This is a genomic window from Aeromonas sp. QDB18 (assembly GCF_027705325.1).
GTDB lineage: Bacteria > Pseudomonadota > Gammaproteobacteria > Enterobacterales > Aeromonadaceae > Aeromonas > Aeromonas caviae.
In genome coordinates this window covers 1-20,254 of record NZ_JAPDBQ010000043.1, presented here as the reverse complement: position 1 = coordinate 20,254, position 20,254 = coordinate 1, and the positions used below count along the sequence as shown (strand labels likewise).

The 20,254-nt window shown below is 61.8% G+C and carries 16 protein-coding genes; 10 read left to right on the top strand and 6 right to left on the bottom strand.

Annotation, left to right across the window (positions count from 1 at the left end):
• Nucleotides 1-10: 10 nt before the first annotated feature.
• Both OKC30_RS09015 and dcuC read right to left on the bottom strand, forming a co-directional pair.
• Nucleotides 11-1,660, bottom strand: a complete 1,650-nt coding sequence (locus tag OKC30_RS09015; protein ID WP_160837933.1) for a bifunctional metallophosphatase/5'-nucleotidase — start codon at nt 1,658-1,660, stop codon at nt 11-13.
• Nucleotides 1,661-1,750: 90 nt separating this feature from the next.
• On the bottom strand, nt 1,751-3,103 hold the full coding sequence (gene dcuC / locus OKC30_RS09010; RefSeq protein ID WP_270666373.1) for an anaerobic C4-dicarboxylate transporter DcuC: 1,353 nt from the start codon (nt 3,101-3,103) through the stop codon (nt 1,751-1,753).
• A 323-nt stretch (nt 3,104-3,426) separates the two neighbouring features.
• On the opposite strand from dcuC, the gene OKC30_RS09005 reads away from it, so the two are divergent.
• Nucleotides 3,427-4,032, top strand: a complete 606-nt coding sequence (locus OKC30_RS09005) for a DUF922 domain-containing protein (protein WP_160837935.1) — start codon at nt 3,427-3,429, stop codon at nt 4,030-4,032.
• A 116-nt stretch (nt 4,033-4,148) separates the two neighbouring features.
• Here the strand turns inward: OKC30_RS09005 and mnmC are convergent, their stop codons facing one another.
• A complete protein-coding gene (gene mnmC / locus OKC30_RS09000; RefSeq protein WP_270663598.1) occupies nt 4,149-6,164 on the bottom strand; it encodes a bifunctional tRNA (5-methylaminomethyl-2-thiouridine)(34)-methyltransferase MnmD/FAD-dependent 5-carboxymethylaminomethyl-2-thiouridine(34) oxidoreductase MnmC in 2,016 nt (671 codons plus the stop codon).
• A gap of 90 nt (nt 6,165-6,254) precedes the next feature.
• Here mnmC and fabB point away from each other — a divergent pair, with 90 nt between their 5' ends.
• Nucleotides 6,255-7,466, top strand: a complete 1,212-nt coding sequence (gene fabB / locus OKC30_RS08995) for a beta-ketoacyl-ACP synthase I (RefSeq protein ID WP_029314417.1) — start codon at nt 6,255-6,257, stop codon at nt 7,464-7,466.
• Nucleotides 7,467-7,549: 83 nt separating this feature from the next.
• Here the strand turns inward: fabB and OKC30_RS08990 are convergent, their stop codons facing one another.
• The 3 genes from OKC30_RS08990 to OKC30_RS08980 all read right to left on the bottom strand — a co-directional run bounded on the left by OKC30_RS08990 (nt 7,550) and on the right by OKC30_RS08980 (nt 9,866).
• Nucleotides 7,550-8,074: a GNAT family N-acetyltransferase gene (locus OKC30_RS08990; RefSeq protein WP_160837940.1), complete on the bottom strand. Its 525-nt coding sequence runs from the start codon at nt 8,072-8,074 to the stop codon at nt 7,550-7,552.
• A gap of 97 nt (nt 8,075-8,171) precedes the next feature.
• On the bottom strand, nt 8,172-8,486 hold the full coding sequence (locus OKC30_RS08985) for a DUF4377 domain-containing protein (protein WP_041215298.1): 315 nt from the start codon (nt 8,484-8,486) through the stop codon (nt 8,172-8,174).
• 93 nt (nt 8,487-8,579) lie between these two features.
• Entirely contained in the window at nt 8,580-9,866 is a 1,287-nt protein-coding gene (locus OKC30_RS08980) for a citrate synthase (RefSeq protein WP_039040080.1), read from the bottom strand.
• Nucleotides 9,867-10,289: 423 nt separating this feature from the next.
• Here OKC30_RS08980 and sdhC point away from each other — a divergent pair, with 423 nt between their 5' ends.
• From sdhC to sucD, 8 genes are all read left to right on the top strand, one after another.
• Complete coding sequence (gene sdhC / locus OKC30_RS08975) at nt 10,290-10,679, top strand: succinate dehydrogenase cytochrome b556 subunit (RefSeq protein ID WP_029314418.1); 390 nt, start codon at nt 10,290-10,292, stop codon at nt 10,677-10,679.
• Entirely contained in the window at nt 10,673-11,017 is a 345-nt protein-coding gene (gene sdhD, locus OKC30_RS08970; protein ID WP_010674495.1) for a succinate dehydrogenase, hydrophobic membrane anchor protein, read from the top strand. The genes sdhC and sdhD overlap by 7 nt, the downstream gene beginning before the upstream one ends.
• Before the next feature lies 1 nt (nt 11,018).
• Nucleotides 11,019-12,785, top strand: coding sequence for a succinate dehydrogenase flavoprotein subunit (gene sdhA, locus OKC30_RS08965; protein ID WP_029314421.1), 1,767 nt, complete (start codon nt 11,019-11,021; stop codon nt 12,783-12,785).
• A 17-nt stretch (nt 12,786-12,802) separates the two neighbouring features.
• A complete protein-coding gene (locus tag OKC30_RS08960) occupies nt 12,803-13,519 on the top strand; it encodes a succinate dehydrogenase iron-sulfur subunit (RefSeq protein WP_160837942.1) in 717 nt (238 codons plus the stop codon).
• A 114-nt stretch (nt 13,520-13,633) separates the two neighbouring features.
• Nucleotides 13,634-16,444: a 2-oxoglutarate dehydrogenase E1 component gene (gene sucA / locus OKC30_RS08955; RefSeq protein WP_010674498.1), complete on the top strand. Its 2,811-nt coding sequence runs from the start codon at nt 13,634-13,636 to the stop codon at nt 16,442-16,444.
• 86 nt (nt 16,445-16,530) lie between these two features.
• Nucleotides 16,531-17,724 (top strand): 2-oxoglutarate dehydrogenase complex dihydrolipoyllysine-residue succinyltransferase, encoded by a 1,194-nt coding sequence (odhB, locus tag OKC30_RS08950; RefSeq protein WP_103858743.1) that lies wholly within the window; start codon nt 16,531-16,533, stop codon nt 17,722-17,724.
• Nucleotides 17,725-17,830: 106 nt separating this feature from the next.
• Nucleotides 17,831-18,997, top strand: coding sequence for an ADP-forming succinate--CoA ligase subunit beta (gene sucC, locus OKC30_RS08945; RefSeq protein ID WP_005300220.1), 1,167 nt, complete (start codon nt 17,831-17,833; stop codon nt 18,995-18,997).
• A complete protein-coding gene (gene sucD / locus OKC30_RS08940; protein WP_270663615.1) occupies nt 18,997-19,869 on the top strand; it encodes a succinate--CoA ligase subunit alpha in 873 nt (290 codons plus the stop codon). Before sucC ends, sucD begins: the two co-directional genes overlap by 1 nt.
• Nucleotides 19,870-20,254 lie beyond the last annotated feature (385 nt).

Sequence of the window (20,254 nt, the reverse complement as noted above, 5' to 3'; positions counted from 1 at the left end):
GATGCCAGATTCACTGGCCGTGATACTCCACCAGGGCCGGCAGGGGGCTGAGCTCCGGCAGGTGACGTGCCCAGCGCAGGAAGGCATCCGCCAGGGTGATGCCGAGCTCCTGATTGTGCTGGGTCAGGGTGCGGGCAAGGGCCGTGTAGCCCTCCTTGCCGGAGGCGGTATAGGCACTGGAGACCCCGCGATAGATGGCATCCGGCTCGACGTGCTGCCACTGCCCCGGGCTGGCTTCCCATTCCAGGCGGGTGATCCTCTCCCCTTTGGGTCTGTCGGCCTGATAGCAGAAGCGCACCCCGGCGGTATAGGGGAAGCTGCCACTGCCATTGCCCGTCACCCCGTTATTGGTGGCGTTGTCGATGGCCCCCTCCAGCGCCTCGGCCAGTTCATGGCCGTGCACCCGGTAGAGGGTGAGGGGAATGGCAAAGGGCAGCAGGCGTCCGGCAACGTCTGCTTCGGTCAGGGGGCCGGGCTCGAGGGAGCAGCGTACGCCCCCGGCATTGTGCAGGGCAAAGTCTACCTGACCCACCTGTTCGCGGGCACTGGCCAGCATGGCGCTCGCTACCAGGGGGGCGACCTGGCTGCCGGCGGGCAGGCTGGCATCGGGCAGGCGCTGGTGGTGGAGCGGATCGGCGAGCCGGGTCACTACGCGCCGGGTCATGGTTTCGAGCTCGGGGCGATAGCGTCTGGCCAGATGCTGTTCGAGCTCGGGGGCCGGTTCGCAGAAGTGCAGCCCCGCAGGAGGCGGGGAAGCAAAGGGCCAGGGATCCCAGGGTAACCACTCCAGCTGGCCGCGGCTTTGGCACACGCGTCCCTGCTCGTCGAAGGTGAGTTCGCACACCCCGAGACAGAGGGCGCTGTGGGCGGCGTGCAGGATGGCCACCCCGTTCACCATGAGGGGATAGCTGCCTTCGCTGTCGAGCCCGAGCGGCGCCAGATCCCCCAGCAGGCTGTGGGTGTGCCCGCCGACGATGAGGCTGAGCTCGGGGAAGCGGGTCGCCAGTCGCTTGTCCTGCGCCAGACCCAGGTGGCTGAGCAGGATGATGTGCTGGATGCCGGCGGCCTTGATCTCTTCGAGGGCACGGCTCAAGGTCTCTTCGATACCGTGGAAACGGGTGTGGGGATCGGGGCTCGCGATGGCTGCCATTTGCGGCAGCGTGATGCCGAGCAGGGCGAAGGGCACGTCGTCGATGACGCGCTTGTGCCAGGGGCGGCTTGCGTCAAACAGCCGCGGCAGTCCCTGCAGCCGCAGCGGGGCATCGGCGGGCTCCTGACGGTTGTCGATGTTGGCGGCGAGCACCGGGAAATCGAGCTGGCGCAAAAACTCCACCAGCGGCCCGTTGCCCAGATCGAATTCGTGGTTGCCGATCACCATGGCATCCGGTCGCAAGAGGGCCAGCAGGTCCGCATTGGCCCGCCCTTTGAAGCGGTTGAAGTAAAGTGACCCCTGGAAGGTATCGCCGCCATGCAGCAGCAGGCAGGTCTGGCCGGCTGCCTCGGCCTGTTGGCGCAGGGCGGTGAGCCGGGTCAGGATGCGGCCATAGCCGCCGCACTGGGTGCGCCATTCGGACTCGCCATCGGGGGAGAAGCGCATGGGGGCGCCATCGAAATGGGAGTGGCAGTCGCTGAAGTGGGCAAGTTGAACCGTCATACTCAAGGCTCGGTCCTCCTTAGGAAAAAAGAGCACCGAGTCTACTGCATGGGGTGGGGGGGATACCAGCCCGGCGGCAGCCGGGCCGGTAAAGAGTCAGGCGGGAACCATGATCTGGGTGGCGAGGATCACCACCAGCAGGCCGACGGCCACCGGCAGCGAGGTACGTTTGACCACCTCGAACGGAGAGAGATTGCCCATCCCCGCACAGGCGACCACCACCCCGGAGACCGGCGAGATGGTGCGGCCGAGGTTGGATGCCTGCAGCATGGGGATCACCAGATAGGCCGGGTTGACGCCGAGGCTGGTGGCCAAATGGGGGATGAGCTCCACGAAGGCGTAGAAGGGGGCGTTGCCGGAACCCGTGGTGAAGGCCGCCAGGGTGGTGATGACCACCAGCACCAGCATGATGACGATGCCGCCGGTACCGAAGCTCTGGGCCAGATCCAGGAGGTTGGCGATGAAACCGAGCCCCATCAGACCCTGGGCAAAGACCCCGGCACCCACCAGCAGCATCACCACGCCGGCGAAGGCGTCGGCCATGTTGCGCCAGCACACCTGCAGTCCGTCCAGCAGCTCGCGGCCGTTGCGCTTGCGCACCAGCTCCAGCAGGGCGGCCAGCACCAGGCAGATGACGATGATGGTGACGATATCGAGCTTGGGCCCCAGTTTGCCGTCAAACAGCAGCACACCGATGATGGGGGTGAAGGGCAGGATGGCGTAGAAGCCGGGGGCGTCGGTGACGAGATCGCTCGGGGCGACCGCGGCGTTGTGCTCCCCGGCCTTCTGATCCAGATAACGCTGCCAGAAGAAGTGGGTCACCGCCATGGCGGCGATGGCCACCAGGGAAATGGGCAGGGTCAGCTTGAAGGCAAACTCGATGAGCTCCATGTTCGCGGCCTGGGCGGCCATCACCACGTCCCCCGAGGTGGGGGAGAGGATGATGGCGGCCGGCGAGGCGCACACCGCCGCTGCCGCGCCACGGGAGATCCCCATGTTGACCATCAGCGGGAAGAGGGTGGCCATCAGCAGAACCCCGAGGCCAGTCGCGGAGCTCACCGCCAGCGACATGGCGCAGGCGACCAGATAGGCGGCCACCAGCAGGATGTAGGGGGACTTGATGACACAGAGGGGCTTGCTCGCGAGCTTCACCAGTATGGTGTTGGCGCCGATGTGGCTCATGTAGCCAGCAAAGCCGCACAGCACCATGATGAGCATGCCGAGGCCACCCCCCCTGTCGACCAGCAGGAAGCGCACGTATTCGAAGATGTCGGTGGCCATGTGGCCGGTGGAGGGGACGCTCGCCGGCAGCACCGCCTTGCCCATCAGGGCGGTGATCGCCAGCAGCAGCAGGCCGCCGCTGAGCAGTACCCCGGTGGCGGAGTAGCCCTTGAAGATGTAGCGACCCACGGCCAGGGTGACCAGGGTGCCGATCAGGAGTTCTATCATAAAACCTTCCCAAGAGTTGAAGTGAGGGGGTGGCCTGCCAGGGCTCACCAGAGGGTTGCGCTGGACTATCCGGTATCGGCCAACAAAAACACTGCGGATATTACCCACTAAGGAGTATTTCACCATCCATTCGATGGCAGCTTGTGATCTCGACTGCAAATCCCCGCCTGAGCCGGGGTGATGACTCGCACGTTTGCAGCAACCGGGTGCCAAGAGCGGATGACAGGGGGCTGGATCAGGGGTAATCTCCCAATCGGGTTATTAATTCATTGATTATTAATTGAAATTAAGCCGGGACTCACAAGGAGCAAAGCCGCGGACAGATGGGACTCTTCAGCAAGACAGGGGTGACGGTGGCCCTCATTTATGCCGCCTCAATCGGTGCTGCACCTTCCCACTATGCCGGTGTGAAGGTCGCCCCCGATATCAAGGTCGACTTCCAGTTCTATCGGGTCTCCGGGGCCGATGTGGGGGCCGTGATGCGCCAGATCACCGCCTTGTCGCCCACCCAGGCGGACGGGCACATCGGCAAGGCCAGCTATCAGCTCTCCTGGCAGTTGCAGACGAAGGCGACGGCGGCGCGCTGCGAGCTGGAGCAGGCCAGCGTCCGTGCCCGCATCCAGGTCAGGGTGCCCAACTGGATGGACAAGGCCCGTGCGCCCGCGAAGGAGCGCCAGAAGTGGGACAAGCTGGTGGCCGCCATGTTTGACTACGAGAGCCGTCACAAGGACATCCTGCTGGAGAGCGTGAGCCAGCTTGGCACGCGCCTCGCCCAGTTGCCGGTGACCCGGGATTGCCCAACCCTGGAGCATCAGGGCTGGCAGGCAGGGCAGGCGGTGCTGGAGGCCACCCGGGCGCGGTTCGACACCCTGGCCAGCCAGACCGATCAGGGGCGCAAGCTGGGGGTCGTCTGGCCCAGGGCTGGCTGATGACACGTGTACAGGCCCATGGACGCTCATGGGAAACATAAAAAACGGGCTGATTGAGCCCGTTTTTTATTGGTGCGCCAATAGCGTGGAGGCGGGCAGCCCCGGCTCCTGGGGAGTTAGTCGCGCAGTGGCTTGCCCCTGCGCAGCCTTCGCACCCAGTAGCGGGCGGGGTGGAGCGCCTCCAGCAGATCGGCGGCCAGCGGCAGGGGATCGCCGCAGATCTCGCTGGCGACCAGTTCGCCGCACAGGGGCGCCGAGCACAGACCCCGGGAGCCGAGCGCCCCCAGCACGTAGAGGCCGGCGTGCAGGGGCAGCGCGCTCTGCTGATCCGCGGGGGCGTTGACGTCATGATCCGCCAGCGCCGCCAACCGGGCGACGGGCCCGGCTACCGGCAGGTGATCCCGGCTGGCGCAGCGCACCCCGATGCGGGCCTGAGCACCGCTCACATCCACCTCGGCCGGCCAGCGCTGCTGGGGCACACAGGCTTGCAGCCGCGCCCTGTTCTGCTCCTGCTCGTCGGTGCGGTAAGCTAGATCGGTCTGGTTGCGGCCATAGCTGGCCCCGATACAGTGCGCGCCGTTGTGGGCCGGTGTGAGGTAGCCATCGTAGCAGAGCACGGTCTTGAGCTGGCTCAAGCCAGCCGTGGTCGGCACATGGCTCACCTGACCGCGCACCGGATAGAGCGGCAGCTCGGCAAAGGGGAGAAGGGCTGGCAACTGATGCCCGGCCGCCACCACCAGATTGGGGGCGTGCCACTGGCGGCCATCCCGGCTCTCCACTCGCCAGCCATCGGCCTCTTCGGCAATACGCGTTACAGCGGCATTGAACAGCACTTCCAGCCGCCCGCTGGCCTGCGCCTCCCTGATGGCGGCGCGGGTGAGATCCGCCGGACAGAGCCAGCCCCCCAGGGGATAGCTCACACCATCCGCATCGCAGGGCAGGCCGACCACCTGCTCAACCTCCGCTGCCGAGAGTGGGTGCATCAGCTCGGGGGGGAAGAGTCCCTGGCTCATCTTGGCAAGCTTGGCGGCGGATTTGTCGTCGTAGCCGAGTTGGGTTACGCCACACAGGGAGAAGGCGACGGGGTGGTGCTTCGCCAGGGCCAGCAGCCGGTTTCTGGCAAAGCCAAAGGCCAGCGAATAGAAGCGCGACAGGGCATCGTGCTCGCCGTTGAGCAGGGGGTAGAGGGCTCCTTGTCGATTGCCGGAGGCGCCGCTGGCCGGTTCGCCATTTTCGCACAGCAAGGTGACGTGCCGACCCCGCTCCACCAGAGAGAGCGCCGTCATGGCGGAAGCGATGCCGCCACCGATGATGAGCACCTCTCCCTCCCGCCCTGCGGGGCGGGCATACCAGGGGGCGATGCTCTGCTGCGGCACTTTGCCTTCCCGAACACCCGCCAGCATCTCCCGCTTGCTGCCGTGGCCCTTCACCTTCTTCATGGCAAAGCCGGCGGCAATCAGCCCCCGTCGCACGAAACCGGCGCAGGTAAAGGTCGAGAGGGTGGCATCGGGGCGGGCGAGGCGAGCGAGATCTTCGAAGAGATCCTGGGTCCACATCTCTGGGTTCTTGGCAGGGGAGAAACCGTCCAGATACCAGGCGTCCACCAGACCGGTTGCCGGATGGGGCACCTGAGGCAGCATCTCCTTGATGTCGCCAAACCAGAGATCGAGGCGGATGCGGCCATCGGCAAAGAGCAGGCGATGGCAGCCGGAGACCGGCAGCGGCCACTGGTCGATGAGAGGCTGGCTCAAGGTGGCAAGCTCGGGCCAGGCGGCCAGGGCCTTGCGCAGATCGGCCTGGGTAAGGGGGTATTTCTCGACGCTGATGAAGTGCAGCCGGGATCCGTTGCCGGACAGGGGGGCCCGTTCCAGAAAAGCGGCCATTGTGGCCAGAAAGTTAAGTCCTGTACCGAAACCTGTTTCACCAATCACGAAACTGTCACTATCGTGGTGCGAAAATCGCTCTGGCAGTCGATTTTGCTGCAAAAAGACGTAGCGGGTTTCACTTAGACCGTTATCATTGGAAAAGTACACATCCCCGAACTCACTGGAGACTGGAGTTCCCGCTTCGTTCCAGTCCAATCGGGCATGATGTAAGGATGTTTGACTCACGTTTTCCTCGGCTCGCGTCACAAAATCGCGGGCATTCTACGTGAAAGCAGACCAGTTTGGCAGCCGAAAGCGGGTAGACTCGGTGCCAGTTTTTCCAGACGAGATGAATTAATGAGAAGAGCAGTGATCACCGGTATCGGCGTCATCTCCAGTATCGGCAACAACAAGGAAGAGGTGCTGGCCTCCCTGAAAGCAGGCAAATCCGGCATCACCTATTCCGAGCAGTTCGAGCAGTACAACCTGCGCAGCCGTGTCTGGGGTAACATCAAACTCGATCCGTCTGAACTGATCGACCGTAAAGTCATGCGTTTCATGGGTGACGCCGCGGCCTACGCCTACCTCTCCATGCAGCAGGCCATCGAAGATGCCGGCCTGCCGGAAGAGATGGTCTCCAACGAGCGTACCGGCATCGTGACCGGTTCCGGCGGCGCCTCCGGCAAGAACACCTCCGAATCTGCCGATATCGCCCGTGAAAAGGGCGTCAAGCGGGTGGGTCCCTACATGGTGCCACGTACCATGTCTTCCACCACCTCAGCCTGTCTTGCCACCCCGTTCAAGATAAAAGGTGTCAACTACACCATCAGCTCCGCCTGTGCGACCTCTGCCCACTGCATCGGTCACGCCCTGGAACTGATCCAGCTTGGCAAGCAGGACATCATCTTTGCCGGTGGCGGCGAGGAGCTGGACTGGTCTTCCACCATCCAGTTCGACGCCATGGGCGCGCTCTCCACCAAGTACAACGACAACCCGGAAAAAGCGTCCCGCACCTATGATGCGGACCGCGACGGCTTCGTCATCTCCGGTGGTGGCGGCATCCTGGTGGTCGAGGAGCTGGAACACGCCCTGGCCCGTGGTGCCCACATCTACGCCGAAATCACCGGTTACGGTGCGACCTCCGACGGCTACGACATGGTGGCCCCGAGTGGTGAAGGCGCCGTGCGTTGCATGAAGATGGCGATGCAGGGTGTCGGCAAGGTGGACTACATCAACACTCACGGTACCTCTACTCCGGTTGGTGACACCAAGGAGCTGGAAGCCATTCAGACCCTGTTTGGCAGCAATGCACCCAAGCTCTCCGCCACCAAGGCGATGACCGGCCATGCCCTGGGCGCCGCCGGCGTGCACGAGGCCGTCTACTCCCTGCTGATGATGGAACACGGCTTCATCGCCCCCAGCATCAACATCGAGAACCTGGACGAGAAAGCCGTGGGCCTGCCCATCGTGCGTGAATACGAAGCGGCCGACCTCAATACCGTCATGTCCAACAGCTTCGGCTTTGGCGGTACCAACGCCTCTCTGGTGTTCAGCAAGTTCAAGGCTTGATCTTCCTGTGGGGAGCACAACGCGAAATAGAAAAAGGCGCCGAAAGGCGCCTTTTTTATTGAACTCTTTTTATTGAATTCTTTTTATTGAACTCTGCTGATGGTTCCCGGTTTGGGACCGCTGTCAGCCAGGGGCAACCGCATATAGACTGCCCCGTCACCATACTCCACCAGCGATTTGCCGGTGTCGGCGGGCACAAACCCCTGCTTGCGCCAGAAGGCGGGGGCATCCTGAACCGCCACCAGGCCTGCATGGCGATATCCTGCATGGCTCGCGAAAGCGAGCGCCCTTGCCAGCAGTCGCTGTCCGACACCCAGGCCGCGTGCCTTGCTCGAGACAGCGAGATCGTGCAGATAGAACTCGTCGTGACCGGCCAGCGCCTTCATCGGCACCGAGAGGGGCGGGGGCTGGTGGGCACGCCAGGGGTGGCAGAGCAGGTAACCCAGCACCTTGCCCTGACGCTCGGCCACCCAGCAGGAGGCGGGGGCCAGCTCGGTTTTGTTCTGCATCACCTCGAGGGGCTCGGGTTCGAACTGGTGATAACACTCGTGCTGGATGGCCATGATGGCGGGCCAGTCTGGCGTGCGGATGGTGCGGATCGTGATCATGATGCGGGTCGGGTCCGTACTCAAACCGTGGCAAAAAGGGCTGACAGCATACCCCAGAGAGCACACAAACGAAACCGGGTTACCTGTCAGCGACTCGTCAGCGAACCGGTTCCTTGCTCACGACCTTGATCAGCTGGTAGCGCAAGGAAGGGGCATCGGCCGGCACATCGGCAAGTTGCTCCTTGCTCACTTCGAGTTGATAGCGAAAGCCCGGTTCAAAGGTGAAGCCTTCGATCTGCTGATAGAAGAGACTCCAGCTCTCGCCCGGCTGACTGCGCACCTGCATGCACTTCATGGGGGCGACACCGACGCAGTCTGCCAGCTTGTCCTGGATATAGAGGGTTTCGGTGGTCGGGGCGCTCTGGCAGGCGCTGAGCAGGAGGGCGGAGCTGAGGAGCAGGGGAGATTTCATGATGAGTGTCCTTGGCGTAAAAGGGCGCGATTAAACCTGCAAAAGAAAAGGCGGTCAATGACCGCCTTTGTAACAAACCATGACAGATCGGGCTCAGCGCTGGTCGAGGGGCACGAACTCGCGCAGAGGCTGACCGGTGTAGAGCTGACGGGGACGGCCGATCTTCTGATCCGGGTCTGAGTGCATCTCGTTCCAGTGGGCAATCCAGCCGATGGTACGGGAGATGGCGAAGATCACGGTGAACATGGACATGGGGATACCGATGGCCTTCATGATGATGCCGGAGTAGAAGTCCACGTTCGGGTAGAGCTTCTTCTCGATGAAGTAGGGGTCGGACAGCGCGATGCGTTCCAGCTCCATGGCCACGTCCAGCAGCGGATCCTTGATCTGCAGCTCGGTCAGTACCTCGTGGCAGGTTTCACGCATCACGGTGGCACGGGGATCGTGGTTCTTGTAAACCCGGTGACCGAAGCCCATCAGACGGAACGGATCGTTCTTGTCCTTGGCCTTGGCAATGTACTCGGGGATGCGATCCACGGAGCCAATCTCTTCGAGCATCTTGAGGCAGGCTTCGTTGGCACCACCGTGGGCCGGGCCCCACAGGGAGGCGATCCCCGCGGCGATACAGGCAAACGGGTTGGCACCGGAAGAACCGGCCAGACGCACGGTGGAGGTGGAGGCGTTTTGCTCATGATCCGCATGCAGGGTGAAGATGCGGTCCATGGCGCGCTCGACGATGGGGTTGACCTTGTACTCTTCGGTCGGCACGCCAAACATCATGTGCAGGAAGTTGCCTGCATAGGAGAGGGCGTTGCGCGGCTGCATGAAGGGCTGGCCGATGGAGTACTTGTAACACATGGCGGCCAGGGTCGGCATCTTGGAGAGCAGACGGAAGGCACAGATCTCGCGATGCTCCTCGTTGTTGATGTCGAGGGCGTCGTGATAGAAGGCGGACAGCGCGCTGACCACGCCGCACATGACGGCCATGGGGTGGGCGTCGCGGCGGAAGCCGCGGAAGAAGAAGGCGATCTGCTCGTGCACCATGGTGTGGCGGGTGACCAGACGTTCAAATTCCGCATATTGGGTCTTGGTGGGGGCCTCGCCGTAGAGCAGGATGTAGCAGACTTCGAGGTAGCTGGCCTGGGTGGCCAACTGGGCGATGGGGTAACCGCGGTGCAGCAAGACACCCTGGTCGCCATCGATGTAGGTGATGGAAGATTTGCAAGAACCGGTGGCCATGAAGCCGGGGTCGAAGGTGAAATATCCTTGCGTGCCCAGCTTTCTGACATCGATCACATCGGGTCCAACGGTACCGGAGAGGATCGGCAATTCAACCGGCTCTTTTCCGGGCAGATGTAGGGTGGCTATCTTATCAGCCATAGCACGTCTCCTTTGCTCTTTTATAATTTGGTTCCAGCCCTACTTTATTACGACTGTTATGACGCTGGCAAAGGTTCTTACCCGTACCACGGCGGCTGGAGCGCCTTATTTGAACCAGAGAACCATGTCTTTGTCAATTTTGCTGGATGATCATTAATGACTTGTTAAAGCTGTTGTGAGATCTGGTTTACGGTTTTGGATTTTCTGTGTAGCTATTTGATTGTCATTGGTTAAGGCCGCCGATATACTGCGCCACGTGGGTGATGGTCGTCGGTGTTTGAAACGCTTTCGCAAAGCCAGATGTGATATCGAAAATGTTATTTTTGGCTTTCCTGAGTTGTTTTGGTAACAAAAACCTAACAAATGCCACTCCTCGCCCTCAAAGCGTGTGAAAACAATAACTAACGTGCTCAATGGAGCTGAGTGGGCAAAGCCGTGAAAAACAAACAGAGACCTGTAAACCTCGACCTACAGACGATCAGCTTTCCTGTCACCGCCATCGCTTCCATCTTGCATCGTGTCTCAGGGGTCATCACCTTTGTGGCATTGGCCATCTTGCTGTGGATGCTTGGTACTTCACTCGCCTCTCCCGAAGGATTTGAATCGGTCGTTGCCATCATGGACAACTTCCTGGTCAAGTTCGTGCTGTGGGGGATCCTGACCGCGCTGGCTTACCACATCGTGGGCGGTCTGCGGCACCTGGTCATGGACATGGGCTATTGGGAAGAGCTGGAATCCGGTAATCAGAGTGCCCGTGTGGCCTTCGTGATCACCGCGGTTTTGGCGGTATTGGCGGGGGTACTGGTATGGTAACCAATTCTGCAACTTTCGGGCGCAGCGGTGTTCATGATTACATCCTGATCCGCGCCACCGCCCTCATCATGACGTGCTACGTCCTCTATCTGGTTGGCTTTGTCGCGTTCAACGACATCACCTACGAGGTGTGGACCGGCTTCTTCTCCAACACCTTCACCAAGGTCTTCACCCTGCTGACACTCGTATGCGTCTTGATCCACGCTTGGATCGGTCTGTGGCAGGTGCTGACCGACTATATCAAGCCGGTCGGACTGCGCGGTGCGCTGCAGTTTGTGCTGGTGGTGGTGCTGTTTGTCTATGTGATGACGGGTTTCGTCGTGCTGTGGGGTGTGTAAGGTGACTATTCCAACTCGTGAATTTGATGCGGTCGTGATCGGTGCCGGTGGCGCCGGTATGCGCGCCGCGCTGCAGATTGCCCAGTCCGGCAAGAGCTGCGCCCTGTTATCCAAGGTTTTCCCGACCCGTTCCCACACGGTCTCCGCCCAGGGCGGGATCACGGTCGCCCTGGGCAATGCCCACGACGACAACTGGCAGTGGCACATGTATGACACCGTCAAGGGCTCCGATTACATCGGTGATCAGGAAGCCATCGAATACATGTGCAAGACCGGCCCCGAGGCCATCTATGAGCTGGAGAACATGGGCTTGCCTTTCTCCCGCTTTGATAACGGTACCGTCTACCAGCGTCCGTTCGGCGGTCAGTCCAAGAACTTCGGCGGCGAGCAGGCTGCCCGCACCGCGGCGGCAGCCGACCGCACCGGTCACGCCCTGCTGCACACCCTGTATCAACAAAACGTCAAGAACAAGACCACCGTCTTCTCCGAGTGGTATGCCCTGGATCTGGTGAAGAACCAGGATGGTCATATCGTTGGCTGTACCGCCATCGACATGGAGAGCGGTGAAGTCGTCTACTTCAAGGCCAAGGCCACCGTGCTCGCCACTGGCGGCGCCGGTCGCATCTACCAGTCCACCACCAACGCACACATCAACACCGGTGACGGCGTCGGCATGGCGCTGCGTGCCGGGGTCGGCGTGCAGGACATGGAGTTCTGGCAGTTCCACCCGACCGGCATCGCCGGGGCAGGGGTACTGGTGACCGAAGGTTGCCGCGGTGAAGGCGGCTACCTGCTGAACAAGGACGGCGAGCGCTTCATGGAGCGTTATGCGCCGAACGCCAAGGACCTGGCCGGTCGCGACGTGGTGGCCCGTTCCATCATGATCGAGATCCGCGAAGGCCGTGGCTGCGACGGTCCCTGGGGCCCGCACATCAAGCTCAAGCTGGATCACCTCGGCAAAGAGGTGCTGGAATCCCGTCTGCCGGGCATCTGCGAGCTCTCTCGCACCTTCGCCCACGTGGATCCGGTCAAAGAGCCCATCCCCATCATCCCGACCTGCCACTACATGATGGGCGGCGTGCCGACCAGCGTGAACGGCCAGTGCCTGACCCAGGACAAGGATGGCAACGACGTGCCGGTGGTCGGTCTGTTCGCGGTGGGCGAGATCGCCTGCGTCTCCGTGCACGGTGCCAACCGTTTAGGTGGCAACTCCCTGCTGGATCTGGTGGTGTTCGGTCGTGCTGCCGGCATGCACCTGGTGGAGACCCTTGGTTCGATGGAGCACGGCGTGGAAGCCACCGACGCCGACATCGCCAAGGCGCTGGAGCGCTTCAACCGCTGGGAAAACAACCGTGACGGGGAAGACCCGGCCCAGATCCGCAAGGATCTGCAGCGCTGCATGCAGAACAACTTCTCCGTGTTCCGGGAAGGGGATGCCATGGCAGAAGGGCTGGCCGAGCTGAAACTCATCCGCGAGCGTCTCAAGAACGCCCGTCTGGACGACACCTCCAAGGAGTTCAATACCCAGCGCATCGAGTGCCTGGAGCTGGACAACCTGATGGAGACCGCCTATGCCACCGCGGTGGCGGCGAACTTCCGTACCGAGAGTCGTGGCGCCCACAGCCGCTTCGACTTCCCGGAGCGTGACGATGAGAGCTGGCTGTGCCACAGCCTCTATCATCCGGACACCGAGTCCATGACCCGTCGCGCTGTCAACATGTCACCCAAGACCCGTGAGGCGTTCCCGCCCAAGGTCCGGACTTACTGATTGCGGAGCCAAGCACAATGAACGTCATATTCTCTGTCTACAGATACAATCCGGACGTTGATAACGTCCCGTATATGAAGGATTATCGTCTTGATATTCCTGAAGGTTCCGACATGATGGTGCTCGACGCACTGATCCAGCTCAAGGAGCTGGATCCCACGCTCGCCTTCCGCCGCTCCTGCCGCGAAGGGGTATGTGGATCTGACGGTCTCAACATGAATGGCAAGAACGGTCTGGCCTGCATCACGCCGCTCTCCGATCTCTTGAAGAAGGGCAGCAAGGTCGTCATTCGGCCCTTGCCCGGTCTGCCGGTGATCCGGGATCTGGTGATCGACATGACCCAGTTCTACACCCAGTGGGAGAAGGTCAAACCCTTCCTCATCAACGACGAAAAACTGCCGCCCGTGCGTGAGCACCTGCAATCCCCCGAAGAGCGCGCCAAGCTGGATGGCCTGTACGAGTGCATACTCTGTGCCTGCTGCTCCACCTCTTGCCCCTCCTTCTGGTGGAACCCGGACAAGTTCATCGGTCCGGCCGGCCTGCTCGCCGCCTATCGCTGGCTGGCGGACAGCCGCGATACTGCGGCCAGTGAGCGACTGGGCAACCTGGATGACGCCTTCAGCGTGTTCCGCTGCCACGGCATCATGAACTGCGTGAACGTCTGTCCCAAGGGCTTGAACCCGACCAAGGCCATCGGTCAGATCAAGTCGATGTTGCTCAACCGGGCCGTGTAGTATCGGGGCCAGGGCGCCTTGCGCCGGGCCCGACCTCTGGATAGCCATCCCGCCCCGGGATGGCTATGACCCTACAAGCTGCAGTGCAGCGAACAAGATGTACAAGGGATAGAAATGCATAACGGCGTGATGAAGGCCTGGTTGGAGTCATCTCACCTGGCTGGTGCGAATGCAAGCTACATTGAGGATTTGTACGAATCCTTCCTGGAGAACCCCGACTCCGTTGCCGACGAATGGCGCAGCCTGTTCCAGTCGCTGCCCCAGGTCAACGGACATGCAGTAGAACAACCCCACTCCCAGGTTCGCGACTATTTCCGCCGCCTGGCCAAGGACTCCTCCCGTTACAGCGCTCCCGTCTCCGATCCCCAGGTGGATGCCAAACAGGTTCGCGTACTGCAACTGATAAACGCCTTCCGCTTCCGCGGTCACCAGAACGCCAACCTGGACCCCCTGGGTCTGTGGCAGCGCGAGCCGGTCGCCGAGCTGGATCCGGCCTTCCACAACCTGCAAGGTGCAGACATGGAGGCCACCTTCAATGTGGGCTCCTACGCCATCGGTCGCGAGACCATGGTGCTCTCCGATCTGTATGCCTCGCTGAAGAAAACCTATTGCGGCAGCATCGGCGCCGACTACATGCACCTCACCTCCACCGAGGAGAAGCGCTGGCTGCAAGACAGGCTGGAATCCATCGAAGGGAAGGGCAACTATACCCTCGAAGAGAAGACCCGCTTCCTCGAGAGCCTGACCGCCGCCGAAGGGCTGGAAAAATACCTGGGTGCCAAGTTCCCGGGGGCCAAGCGTTTCTCCCTGGAAGGGGGCGATGCCATGGTGCCCATGCTCAAAGAGCTTATTCGCCGCGCCGGTGAGCAGGGTTGCAAGGAAGCCGTCATCGGCATGGCCCACCGTGGTCGCCTCAACGTGCTCATCAACGTGCTGGGCAAGCGCGCCCAGGACCTGTTCGACGAGTTTGCCGGCAAGCACGGCGAATCTTGGGGCACAGGGGACGTGAAGTACCACATGGGCTTCTCCTCCGACTTCGCCACCCCGGGCGGCAACGTCCACCTGGCGCTCGCCTTCAACCCGTCTCACCTCGAGATCGTCAACCCCGTGGTCATCGGCTCCGTGCGTGCCCGTATGGACCGTCGCGGTGACAAGGACGGCTCCAGCGTCCTGCCCATCACCATCCACGGTGACTCCGCCATCGCGGGGCAGGGGGTCGTTGCCGAGACCTTCAACATGTCCCAGACCCGTGCCTATGGAGTGGGCGGCACGGTGCGCATCGTCATCAACAACCAGGTGGGCTTCACCACCTCCTATATCCGTGACCTGCGCTCCACCGAATATTGCACCGACATCGCCAAGGCGGTGCAGGCCCCTGTGCTGCACGTCAACGGGGATGACCCGGAAGCCGTGGTGCTGGTGACCCAGATTGCCCTGGATTACCGCAACACCTTCAAGCGCGACGTGGTGATCGAGCTGGTCTGCTACCGTCGTCACGGCCACAACGAGGCTGACGAGCCGAGCGCGACCCAGCCCCTGATGTACCAGAAGATCAAGCAGCACCCGACCCCGCGCAAGATCTACGCCGATCAGCTGATCGCCGAAGGAGCCATCGCGCCGGAGCTGGCCACCACGCTAGTCAACGACTATCGCGACACCCTGGATCGGGGCGAGCGGGTGAGCAAGGAGTGGCGCCCTATGGAGCTGCACTCCGTGGACTGGACGCCGTATCTGGGTCACGACTGGGCCATGGCCTATGACAGCACTGTGCCCATGGATCATCTGAAGGCCCTGGGTGAGCGCATCAGCCAGTACCCGGCGACCCATGTGCTGCAACGTCAGGTCGAGAAGATCTACGAAGACCGTCGCTTGATGGCCGCCGGTGAGAAGCTGGTGGACTGGGGCTTCGCCGAGACTCTGGCCTACGCCACCCTGGTGGACAAGGGATCCCGCATTCGCTTTACCGGGGAAGACTCCGGCCGCGGTACCTTCTTCCATCGCCACGCCGTGCTGCACAGTCAGACCGATGCCAGCACCTACACTCCGCTGTGCAACCTGCATGACGAGCAGGGCCCGTTCGAGGTGTACGACTCCGTGCTGACCGAGAACGCGGTCCTGGCGTTCGAGTATGGCTACGCCAGCGCGGAGCCGGCCGGTCTCACCATCTGGGAAGCCCAGTTCGGTGACTTCGCCAACTGCGCCCAGGTGGTGGTGGATCAGTTCCTCTCCTCCGGCGAGCAGAAGTGGGGCCGGATGTGTGGCCTGACCATGCTGCTGCCCCACGGTTACGAGGGTCAGGGCCCGGAGCACTCTTCCGCCCGTCTGGAGCGTTACCTGCAGATGTGCGCCCAGCACAACATGCAGGTGTGCGTGCCCTCCACCCCGGCGCAGGTGTTCCACATGCTGCGTCGCCAGGTAGTGCGCCCCATGCGCCGTCCGCTCATCGTGATGACGCCCAAATCCCTTCTGCGCCACCCGCTGGCGGTGAGCAAGCTCGAAGAGCTGGCAGAGGGCACCTTCCAGAACGCCATCGGCGAAATCGATGCGCTGGATCCCAAAGGCGTCAAGCGCGTGGTCTTCTGCTCCGGCAAGGTCTACTACGACCTGCTCGATGCCCGTCGCAAGGCGGAGCAGCAGGACGTGGCCCTGGTACGGATCGAGCAGCTCTACCCCTTCCCGGAAGAGGAAGTGCGCGCCATCCTGGCCGATTACAGCCATGTCACCGACTTCGTCTGGTGTCAGGAGGAGCCGCAGAACCAGGGCGCCTGGTACAGCACCCGTCATCACTACGACAGCGTGCTGCCAAGCCATGCCCGTCTGCGTTATGCCGGCCGCCCGGCCTCGGCCTCACCGGCTGTCGGTTACATGTCCGTCCACGCCAAGCAGCAAAAAGCCCTGGTGGAAGACGCCCTTACCCTGGAATAACGAGTTGTGGATGAGAGGGCCCGTGTCGGGACCCTCTCTGACCTGGAACAAGCCTGCTGGCCAAGAAGTAACAAGGAACTGATTACATGACTATCGAGATCAAGGTACCGGACCTGCCGGAATCAGTGGCAGATGCCACCATCGCGACCTGGCACAAGAAACCGGGTGATCTGGTTGCCCGTGACGAAGTGCTGGTTGACATCGAAACCGATAAAGTCGTGCTGGAAGTGCCCGCGCCGGAAGCCGGCGTACTGGGCGACATCCTGCAGAGCGAAGGGGCCACCGTGCTCTCCCGCCAGCTGATCGCCATGCTCAAGCCGGCCCCCGTTGCCGGTGAAGCGACCAGCGAGAAGCCGGTGGAAGCCGTGGCCGATGACGCTGCCGATGGCCTGAGCCCTTCCGTGCGCCGCATGGTGGCCGAGCACGACATCGACGTCGCCAAGCTGACCGGCACCGGCAAGGGTGGTCGTGTCACCAAGGAAGACGTGGAAGCCTTCATCAAGAATCTGGGCAAGGCTCCGGTGGCTGCGCCGACTGCTGCCGCTCCTATGGCTGCCGCACCGGTCGCGCCGCTGGCCGGTCGCACCGAGAAGCGCGTGCCCATGACCCGTCTGCGCAAGCGCATCGCCGAGCGTCTGCTGGAGGCCAAGAACACCACCGCCATGCTGACCACTTTCAACGAGATCAACATGGCGCCCATCATGAAGCTGCGCAAGCAGTACGGCGAGATCTTCGAGAAGAAGCACGGCATCAAGCTCGGCTTCATGTCCTTCTATGTGAAGGCCGTGGTCGAATCCCTCAAGCGCTACCCGGAAGTGAACGCGGCGCTGGACGGTGACGACATCGTCTACCACAACTACTTCGACGTCAGCATCGCCGTCTCCACCCCCCGTGGTCTGGTGACCCCGGTGCTGCGCGACTGCGACAACATGAGCCTGGCCGATATCGAGAAGGCCATCAAAGACCTGGCCGGCAAGGGCCGTGACGGCAAGCTGACCGTGGATGAACTGACCGGCGGCAACTTCACCATCACCAATGGTGGCGTGTTCGGCTCCCTGATGTCCACCCCCATCATCAACCCGCCCCAGAGCGCCATTCTGGGTATGCACAAGATCCAGGACCGCCCCATGGCCGTTGACGGCAAGGTCGAGATCCTGCCGATGATGTACCTGGCGCTCTCCTACGATCACCGCATCATCGACGGCCGCGAGTCCGTGGGCTTCCTGGTCTCCATCAAGGAGCTGCTGGAAGACCCGACCCGTCTGCTGCTGGATGTCTGAGCAAGCGTGACTGAAAGATAACGAGGGGCCGCCCAGGCCCCCATTCACAGGGGATTGAGAAACACGAGCCCCGGACGGAAATACCTACAACACGGATAGAGCATCTATGAATCTGCATGAATATCAGGCAAAACAGCTGTTTGCCGAGTATGGCCTGCCGGTCTCCGAAGGTTATGCCTGTGCCACCCCGCAGGAAGCGGCCGAAGCGGCCGACAAGATTGGCGGCAACACCTGGGTCGTCAAGTGCCAGGTCCACGCCGGTGGCCGCGGCAAGGCGGGCGGCGTCAAGCTGGCCAAGAGCAAGGACGAGATCCGCGCCTTCGCCCAAAACTGGCTCGGCAAGAACCTGGTGACCTATCAGACTGACGCCAATGGTCAGCCGGTTACCAAGATCCTGGTGGAGTCCTGCACCGACATCGCCAAGGAACTGTACCTGGGCGCCGTGGTCGACCGTGGCTCTCGACGCGTGGTCTTCATGGCTTCCACCGAAGGTGGTGTGGAGATTGAGAAAGTCGCCCACGAAACCCCGGAACTCATTCACAAGGCTGCCATCGATCCCCTGGTAGGCCCGCAGCCTTATCAGGCCCGCGAGCTGGCCTTCAAGCTGGGTCTGGTCGGTGATCAGATCAAGCAGTTCACCAAGATCTTCATGGGCCTGGGCCAGATGTTCCTGGACTGCGACTTCGCCCTGCTGGAGATCAACCCCCTGGTCATCACCGACAAGGGCAACCTGCACTGCCTCGACGGCAAGATCAACATCGACGCCAACGCCCTGTACCGTCAGCCCAAGCTGCGCGAGATGCACGACCCGTCCCAGGATGACCCCCGCGAAGCGCACGCCGCCCAGTGGGAGCTGAACTATGTGGCGCTCGATGGCAACATCGGCTGCATGGTCAACGGCGCGGGCCTGGCCATGGGCACCATGGACATCGTCAACCTGCACGGCGGTTCCCCGGCCAACTTCCTGGACGTCGGCGGCGGCGCCACCAAGGAGCGCGTGACCGAGGCCTTCAAGATCATCCTCTCCGACAGCAAGGTACAAGCCGTGCTGGTCAACATCTTTGGCGGCATCGTGCGCTGCGACATGATCGCGGAAGGCATCATCGGCGCCGTCAAGGAAGTGGGGGTGAAAGTGCCCGTGGTGGTGCGTCTGGAAGGCAACAACGCCGAACTGGGTGCCCGTAAACTGGCCGACAGCGGCCTCAATATCATCGCCGCAACGAGTCTGACTGACGCAGCTCAGCAAGTGGTAAAAGCAGCGGAGGCCAAATAATGAGCGTTCTGATCAACAAAGACACCAAGGTGATCTGCCAGGGCTTTACCGGCGGTCAGGGTACCTTCCACTCCGAACAGGCCATTGCCTACGGTACCCAGATGGTCGGCGGCGTCTCCCCGGGCAAGGGCGGCACCACTCACCTGGGCCTGCCTGTGTTCAACACCGTCCGTGACGCCGTGGAAGCCACCGGCGCCACTGCCTCCGTCATCTATGTGCCGGCGCCGTTCTGTAAGGACGCCATCCTGGAAGCCATCGATGCCGGCATCAAGCTGATTGTCACCATCACCGAAGGCATCCCGAACCTGGACATGCTGGACGTCAAGGTGAAGCTGCAGGAAACCGGCGTGCGGATGATCGGCCCCAACTGCCCGGGTGTCATCACCCCGGGTGAGTGCAAGATTGGCATCATGCCGGGCCACATCCACAAGCCGGGCAAGGTGGGCATCGTCTCCCGCTCCGGCACTCTGACCTACGAAGCGGTCAAGCAGACCACGGACGAGGGCTTCGGCCAGTCCACCTGCGTCGGTATCGGTGGCGACCCCATCCCGGGCTCCAACTTTATCGACATCCTCGAGATGTTCCAGAATGACCCGCAGACCGAAGCCATCGTGATGATCGGCGAGATCGGCGGCAACGCCGAAGAGGACGCGGCTGCCTACATCAAGGCCCACGTCACCAAGCCGGTGGTCTCCTACATCGCGGGTGTCACCGCACCGGCTGGCAAGCGCATGGGTCATGCGGGCGCCATCATCGCCGGTGGTAAAGGCACCGCGGCCGAGAAATTTGCCGCCCTGGATGATGCCGGCGTGAAAACCGTGCGCTCCTTGGCCGATATCGGCAAGGCCCTGCGTGAAGTGACCGGCTGGTAATTCCTTCAAGCCAGTTATCTCTGATAAAAATGCCGCCCAATGGGCGCAATGCTGTTCAGATAAGCACATTTTTGACTAATTATTCATAAATGCGACTTGAGTTGGGGGAGCAAGGCTGTTTCCAGTCGATGTTCCTTCAGCCTTTATCCAGCGTGGCTTGCAATAGAAAGAGGGAGGCATCATGCCTCCCTCATTTTTAGCCCTGATACTACGTGGACTGGAACTCAAATTCTCTTAAGTGAACAGCATTGCGCCCAATGGGCGGCTTTTTTATGGATATCTTTGACTTGTTGAAAATTATCTGTAAGAAACTCGCTGCGGGGCAGTTGCCATACGCTCGGAGCGAAGCATTTACCAAGGCATCTTGCGGAATACTGCTTCCGGT

Coding starts and splice junctions, on each gene's coding strand:
- dcuC (WP_270666373.1), bottom strand. CDS start 3,103: ATGATAGAACTCCTGATCGGCACCCTGGTCACCCTGGCCGTGGGTCGC.
- OKC30_RS09005 (WP_160837935.1), top strand. CDS start 3,427: ATGGGACTCTTCAGCAAGACAGGGGTGACGGTGGCCCTCATTTATGCC.
- fabB (WP_029314417.1), top strand. CDS start 6,255: ATGAGAAGAGCAGTGATCACCGGTATCGGCGTCATCTCCAGTATCGGC.
- OKC30_RS08990 (WP_160837940.1), bottom strand. CDS start 8,074: ATGATCACGATCCGCACCATCCGCACGCCAGACTGGCCCGCCATCATG.
- OKC30_RS08985 (WP_041215298.1), bottom strand. CDS start 8,486: ATGAAATCTCCCCTGCTCCTCAGCTCCGCCCTCCTGCTCAGCGCCTGC.
- OKC30_RS08980 (WP_039040080.1), bottom strand. CDS start 9,866: ATGGCTGATAAGATAGCCACCCTACATCTGCCCGGAAAAGAGCCGGTT.
- sdhD (WP_010674495.1), top strand. CDS start 10,673: ATGGTAACCAATTCTGCAACTTTCGGGCGCAGCGGTGTTCATGATTAC.
- OKC30_RS08960 (WP_160837942.1), top strand. CDS start 12,803: ATGAACGTCATATTCTCTGTCTACAGATACAATCCGGACGTTGATAAC.
- sucA (WP_010674498.1), top strand. CDS start 13,634: ATGCATAACGGCGTGATGAAGGCCTGGTTGGAGTCATCTCACCTGGCT.
- odhB (WP_103858743.1), top strand. CDS start 16,531: ATGACTATCGAGATCAAGGTACCGGACCTGCCGGAATCAGTGGCAGAT.
- sucC (WP_005300220.1), top strand. CDS start 17,831: ATGAATCTGCATGAATATCAGGCAAAACAGCTGTTTGCCGAGTATGGC.
- sucD (WP_270663615.1), top strand. CDS start 18,997: ATGAGCGTTCTGATCAACAAAGACACCAAGGTGATCTGCCAGGGCTTT.